Source organism: Nonomuraea sp. NPDC050691 (genome assembly GCF_040654455.1).
In the GTDB taxonomy this organism is placed as follows: Bacteria; Actinomycetota; Actinomycetes; order Streptosporangiales; family Streptosporangiaceae; genus Nonomuraea.
The window spans coordinates 1-6,575 of sequence record NZ_JBFAIA010000285.1 but is presented as its reverse complement, the minus strand read 5'-3'; the positions used below and the strand labels follow the sequence as shown (position 1 = coordinate 6,575).

Sequence of the window (6,575 nt, the reverse complement as noted above, 5' to 3'; positions counted from 1 at the left end):
GCCGCGTGGTAGGCGTCCAGGTCGGCCCGCTCGGGCAGCCGCCCGGTCTCCGCCGCCCGGGCGAGCACCTGTAAGTGCGCGCCGAGCAGGTCGGCGGGCACCCGGGAGGCTGCCATCACACTCCTACGTCGCGCCTGTCGAAGGCGAGGACCGCGGTGAGGGCGAGCACGGCCGTCGCCCCCGCCAGCACAAGGTAGTCCCCGGTCGGCAACCCCTCGTAGAGGGGCCTGCCGTCGGCGTAGTAGTGGAACGGCGAGACCCCCCTCAGCCAGGAGACGGCGGCCACGTCGCGGCCGACGGTGACGACCATGTACCCGAGCACGGCCCACACGCCGAGCACGGCCGAGGCGGCGGCCTTGCGCCCGGTGGCGGCGCCGACGGCGAGCGTCACCGTGCCGAAGAACAGGGCGAGCAGGTAGAGGCCGGTGTGCGCGGCCAGGAGCCGGCCGAAGGGGACGTCGATGCCGACCTGCCGGGTCATCGTCCACACGACCGCGAAGGTCACGGCGGTCACGGCGAGCAGGCCGAGCGCCAGCGCCGCGAACCGCTCCAGCACCACCCGCCTGCGCTTCACCGGCAGGGCGACGACGAGCTCCAGCGTGCCGGCCTCCTCGGGCCCGGCGATCGCCCGGTTGGCCAGGATCATCGCGCAGACGAGGAACAGCATCGGGACCAGGAGCTGGTAGACGACCGTCTGGAGATAGCCGGTGCCGGTGGCGATGTCCTGCATGCCGCCCATGAGGTCGCGCAACGCGCTGGGGTACTTGGCCAGGGCCTGGGCGCTGTAGGTCTGCGGGTCTTCCTTGATGCTGCCGTAGATGCCGAGGTACATCGTCAGGAACGCGCTGAGACCGATCGTCCAGCCCACCAGGGCCCGCAGGTCGTCACGCAGACTCTTGATGATCATGGTGTGCGCCCTCCTCGCTGTAGTAGGTGAGGAAGATCTCCTCCAGGTCCGGCTCGGCGCTGACGAGGTGGACGACCGTGAACCGGGCGGCGGCCTTGACCAGCGCGTCCGGCCGGCCGTCGATGGTGCAGCGGACGCCGGCGCCCTCCACGCGCAGGTCCCGCACGCCGGGCAGCCCCTCGAACGCCTCGCGCGGCACGGGCGCGTCGAAGTGCAGCTCGACCCGGCGCACGGCCTTCTCCCGCAGCGCGGCCACGTTCTCCACCGCGACCAGGCGCCCGGACCGTACGATGCCGACCCGGTCGGAGACGTGCTCAACCTCGGCCAGCACGTGTGAGGACATGAGCACCGTGCGGCCGGAGGAGCGCACCTCCCGCACCATGGCCAGGAACTCCTGCTGCACCAGCGGGTCGAGCCCCGAGGTCGGCTCGTCCAGGATCACGAACTCCGGCTCGTGCATGAACGCCTGGATCAGCCCGATCTTCTGCCGGTTGCCCTTGGAGAGCTTGCGCATCGGCACCGACAGGTCCGCGTCGAGCCGTTCGGCGAGCTCGGCGACGCGGCCCGGCGGCACGCCGCCCCGCATCCTGCCCAGGAACGCCAGGTAGTCGCGGGCCCGTTCGCGGCCCTCCAGCACCAGGTCGCCGGGCAGGTAGCCGATCCGCGCCCGGATCGCCGCCTCGCCGGGAGGCGCCCCGAGCACCCGCACCCGGCCGCTGGCGGGCCGGATCAGGTCCATCAGGAGCCTGATCGTGGTCGTCTTGCCCGCGCCGTTCGGCCCGAGGTACCCGAAGACCTCTCCCGGCTGGATGTCCAGCGTGAGATCCTCCAGGCCACGACGCCTGCCGTAGTACTTGCTGAGCCCTTCGGCCTGCACCACTGCCGTCATGCCGCCATGGTGACGGCGGAGGCCGGGCGGTGTCAGGGCGCGAACCCGGCAAGCGGGCGCGCGCCTCCTTTCCGGCCCCCGGCAATCAGGCGAGGGACTACGGGACGGGGTCGGGCGCGCCCGGCGGGAGGAAGGGCAGCTCCGGCGGGCCGTGCTCGATGAGGCGCAGCAGCGCGTCGGTGTCGAGATGCCGCTCGACGAGGTCGCCCAGCGCGTCGAGGCGCTCCTCGCGCAGCCGGGCGAAGTCCGTTCCGGGGGCGGGCGTGAAGTCGCGTCCTGCCTCCCGGGCCACGTCCGCCAGGAAGGCGCGGCGGAAGCCGTCGTTCTCCAGCGCGCCGTGCCAGGTGGTGCCCCAGACGTTCGCGACGCGGCAGCCGTCCAGGAACGGCTCGCCGCCCTCGACCGCCGCCACGCCGTGATGGATCTCGTACGCGGAGACAAAGTGGCCGTAGGCGTGGCCGGAGGGCCGGCCGAGCACCTTGTCCGCGGCGAACGCGAACCGCGCGGGCAGCATCCCGAGCCCGTCCACCCGCCCGGCGCCCGACTCGACCTCGTCCACGATCTCCCGGCCGAGCATCTGGAAGCCGCCGCACACGCCGAGGATCGGGCCCTTGCGCGCCAGCAGCGCCGCGGCCAGGCCGGTGCGGCGCAGCCAGGCCAGGTCGTCCACCGTGGCCCGCGAACCGGGCAGCACCACCAGGTCGGCGTCGTCGAGGTCGGCCGCGGCCGTGACGAACCGCACCACCACCCCCGGCTCTGCCGCCAGCGCGTCGACGTCGGTGAAGTTCGACATGCGCGGCAGGCGGACCACGGCCACGCGCAGCGTCTGCCGCCCGTACGGCTCGCGGGTCGCGGACGGGCGCGCGTCCAGGGCCAGGGAGTCCTCGACGTCCAGCCACAGGCCGTCCGCCCACGGCAGCACGCCGTAGACGTCGCGGCCCGTCAGCCCCCGGAGCTGGTCGAGCCCGGGCTGGAGCAGCTCCGGCGCGCCGCGGAACTTGTTGACCACGAACCCGGCCACCAGCGCCTGGTCGGCCGCCTCCAGGAGCCCGACCGTGCCGTAGAACGCGGCGAACACCCCGCCCCGGTCGATGTCGCCCACCACGACCACGGGCAGGCCGGCGGCCCGGGCGAGGCCCATGTTCGCCAGGTCGCCGCGGCGCAGGTTGATCTCCGCCGGGCTGCCCGCGCCCTCGCAGACCACCACGTCGTACCGGCTCCTCAGCCGGTCGAGCGAGCGCAGCGCGGTGGCGCGCAGCATGTCGCGCACCCGTCCGTACTCCATCGCGTCCACGTCGGCGACCGGCCGGCCGAGCAGCACGACCTGGCTGCGCCGGTCGCTGCCCGGCTTGAGCAGGATGGGGTTCATGTCCGCGTCAGGCTCGATGCCGGCCGCCTGCGCCTGCATCGCCTGGGCCCGCCCGATCTCGGCGCCGTCGGTCGTGACGTAGGAGTTCAGGGACATGTTCTGCGCCTTGAACGGAGCCACGCGGACTCCTTGACGGGCCAGCCACCTGCAGATTCCGGCGGTGACCACGCTCTTGCCCGCGTCGGAGGTCGTCCCCGCCACCAGCAGCGCACCCCTGACCGCCCGCACGCTTCGCACGCCCGGATCCTCCCACATCTTCCCATTCACCAGGAGGTGGGAGGGGTGGGGCTCAGCTCGCGACGCCGCTGAGCTCGTTGGGCGGCTGCGGCAGGGTCACGGTCCTCAGCGTCCTCCCGGCCTCGATGTCGACCTCGTGCAGCCGCCGGGTGGCCGGGTCGGACACGTACGCCAGGCGGTCGCGAACGAAGACGGCGGGCCGGGGCCGCTGCCACTCCATCGGCTCCTCCCACGGGCCCGTCACCGCGATCCGGCGCGTCACCTTCCCCTTGACGGGGTCGATCACATGGAGGTGGCCGTCGGTGCCGAGAACCAGGGCCTCACCGCGCGGGCCGCGCGCCAGCGACCGGAACGTGTAGCTCGCGTCCAGCTTCACCAGCCGCAGCCGGCCGGTGGCGGTGTCGATGAGCGAGACCTGGCGGGGACGTTCGAGCTCGGCGTCGGGGTCCTTCTTGTAGTCGCCCAGCACGATCGGCGAGGCGTCGGAGCCCGCCTGGTTGCCGATCCGGCCGTACGCGTCGGGGCTCTTCACCTTGGTGATCCGCCCCTGGCGGTAGAGGAGGACGCCGTCCTCGCAGCCGACGACCACGGCCTCGCCCTGGGCGGTGGCCTCGCCGTGGACGCCCGGGCAGTCCTCGTTGCGGGCGATCTCCTTGCGGGAGGCGTCGAGGACGACGATGCCGGTGCGGCTCTCCTGAGTGCCCACAGTCACGACCAGTTCGCCGCCCTGCAGCCGGATCGCGACGCCGTGGTGCGGCGCGGCGGCCGTGTAGACCTCGCCCTCGGGCAGCCCCTCGGCCAGCCGGGCCGGATCGAAGATCGTCACCTGGCCGGTCCCGTCGGAGAAGAGCACGGTCCGGCCCGCGTGCCGGACCACGTGGCCCGGCTCGGCGCCCTTGAACTCGTCGTCCTTGAGCAGGGCGGAGCCGGCGTCGAGGACGCGGAAGCCGGTCGCGGTGGAGACCAGGACGTGGCGGTCGTCGCCGGCGGGGTTGACCCGGTTGAAGCCGGGGAGCCTGATGTCGCGGGCGACGCTCAGCCGCTCGCCGTCGATGACGTACAGGCCGCCGTCGTAGGTGACGACGAGGGGCGCGGCGACCTTCACCGGCGCCGGGACGGCCGGCCTGGGGGTCGCGGCCCGCGTCGTGCCACAGGCGGTCAGGGTGATCGCGGCGGCCAGCAGGAGGGGGATCATTCGCATCAGGGATGCCCTTCTTCGGTTCTTCAGTTCTTCGGTGTCTTGGGAGGTCAGCGGGGGGTGAGCGCGTCGGCGACGGCGCCCGCGTTGGCGCGCATGAGGCCCGTGTACGTGGCCGCGTCCTGGCCGGGCGGGCCGAGCGACTCGGTGCGCAGGGCGACGACCCGCACCCCGATGCCGGTCTCGCTCGCCAGGACGCGGGCGAGCCGGTCGGGCTGGGACACGCCGGTGAAAATGGCCGGCACCCGGGCCGCGCGGATCGCCCCGGCCAGCGAGGCGAGGTCCGACGCGCTCGGCGAGGCCAGCGCGGTGCCGCTCGGCACGACCGCCCCGACGACCCGAAAGCCGTACCGGGCGGCGAAGTAGCCGAAGACGTGGTGGTCGGTCACCAGGGCGCGCCGGCCGGCGGGGACGGGGGCGAGCCGGCGTTCGATCCAGGCGTCGAGCGCTTCGAGCTCGGCCCGGTAGGCGGCGGCGTTCGCGCGTACCTTGGCGGCGTCCACGCCGTCCACCTCGGCGACGACGCGGGCGGCGACGGCGTCCACGATCCTGATCACGCGCCGCGGGTCGGTCCAGACGTGCGGGTCGGGCTGTCCCGCGCGGTCCCCGCCCGCGTACGGCAGGGGCGCGGCGGCGTCGCCGGCGGCGAGCGTGGGCACGCCCGCTTCCCTGGCCGCCTCGACGTGGCGCAGCACGCCTTCCTCCAGGCCGAGGCCGTTGTGGACGACCAGTTCGGCCCGTTCGACGAGCGCCGCCTGCCGGGCGGACACGCCGAACGAGTGGGGGTCGGCCCCCGCCCTCATCAGCACCGTCACCTCGGCCTGGTCGCCGACGACGCGGCGGGTGACGTCGCCGAGGATGTCCGTGGTGACCACCACCCCGGGGCCCCGCCCGGTGGCCACCCCGCATCCGGCGAGCAGCAGGACCAGGACCGCCACGATCGCCCTCATCGGCCCGTCTCCACCATGTGGCCGGGCGTGAACCCGAGCCGGAACGTCCGCGCGCGCCGCAGCCCGTCCCGGTAGTCGATCTCGTGGACGGTCCGGCCGGCCGGGTCGTTGACGTACGCGCGGCCGGTGTCGACCTCGATCACGGCCCCTCGCGTCTGTCTCAGGAGGCGGGTCCGGGCCAGTTCCTCGCCGGAGCGGTGGTCGTAGGAGCGCAGGACGCCGTCCGGGGAGAGGGCGAGCACCGGGGCGCCGTCGCCGGCGGCGCTGACGGCGGTCACGGGGCCGGTTCGCAGCCGCGTCCAGGAACGGCGCGTGACGTCGAGCACCCAGACCCCGGCCTGTTTCTCAGCCGGCTTACCGGCCTGTCTCTCGGCGGGGGCCGCCAGGACGGTGCCGCCGGGGCGGTGGCCGAAGCGCCGCACCCGCAGCCCTCCGGCCGGGTACGGGATCTTCACGCCGTCGAGCCCGCGGGCCGCACCGGTGACCAGGAGGACGCCGTCGGCGCACCCGAACACCACTCCCCGGGGCGTCAACGCCTCGCCCTCCGGGGCTGGGCAGGGCTCGCCGATCACGCCGGCCGGGGCGCCGCCGGGCTCCCGGACTCGTACGAGGCCGTCGCCGGGGACGAGCAGCCGCTCCCGGTACGGCACCGCCACACCGTCCCTGACCGGCACGCCGTCCTTGACCGCCACGGCGTCGCCGGCCGGGCGCAGCTCGCCCGCGTCGAGGCGGGCGCGGTCGAGGAGGTGGCCCGTGCCGGGCGTGGTGCCCAGGTCACGCGGGGTGGTCCGGTAGTGGTGCACGTGGTCGCCGTGGTCCACGGTCCAGGCGCCCCCGTCGATGACTCGGGTGGCGGCGCCGTCGCGGGTGGTCAGGTAGGCGCGCCGGCCGTCGGTCCTGACGCGGCCGACGTCCGTGACGCCGGTGGCGATCCGGGTGGCCTGGCCGGTGACGAGGTCGAGGAGGTGGACGTTCCCGGCGGCCGTGTCGGCCAGCACCAGGCGCGGCCGCGCCTCGGCGGTCTC

6 protein-coding genes are annotated in these 6,575 nt (G+C 74.4%); all 6 read right to left on the bottom strand.

Translation table 11 applies throughout. The annotated features are described in order from the left end of the window. Positions 1 to 115: 115 nt before the first annotated feature. On the bottom strand, positions 116 to 907 hold the full coding sequence (locus tag AB0H81_RS43260) for an ABC transporter permease subunit (protein ID WP_358387863.1): 792 nt from the start codon (positions 905 to 907) through the stop codon (positions 116 to 118). Continuing rightward, a complete protein-coding gene (locus AB0H81_RS43255; protein WP_358387859.1) occupies positions 885 to 1,796 on the bottom strand; it encodes an ABC transporter ATP-binding protein in 912 nt (303 codons plus the stop codon). The genes AB0H81_RS43260 and AB0H81_RS43255 overlap by 23 nt, the downstream gene beginning before the upstream one ends. A 97-nt stretch (positions 1,797 to 1,893) precedes the next feature. Then, positions 1,894 to 3,402, bottom strand: coding sequence for a cobyric acid synthase (locus AB0H81_RS43250; protein ID WP_358387856.1), 1,509 nt, complete (start codon positions 3,400 to 3,402; stop codon positions 1,894 to 1,896). Positions 3,403 to 3,454: 52 nt separating this feature from the next. Next, the gene (gene aztD, locus AB0H81_RS43245) at positions 3,455 to 4,603 is read right to left on the bottom strand and encodes a zinc metallochaperone AztD (RefSeq protein WP_358387854.1); all 1,149 of its coding nucleotides are present in this window, start codon (positions 4,601 to 4,603) and stop codon (positions 3,455 to 3,457) included. Positions 4,604 to 4,650: 47 nt separating this feature from the next. Further along, positions 4,651 to 5,550, bottom strand: a complete 900-nt coding sequence (aztC, locus tag AB0H81_RS43240) for a zinc ABC transporter substrate-binding protein AztC (protein ID WP_358387851.1) — start codon at positions 5,548 to 5,550, stop codon at positions 4,651 to 4,653. After that, a partial coding sequence (locus AB0H81_RS43235) for a hypothetical protein (protein WP_358387848.1) occupies positions 5,547 to 6,575 on the bottom strand: 1,029 nt, incomplete at its 5' end. The genes AB0H81_RS43235 and aztC, both read right to left, overlap by 4 nt.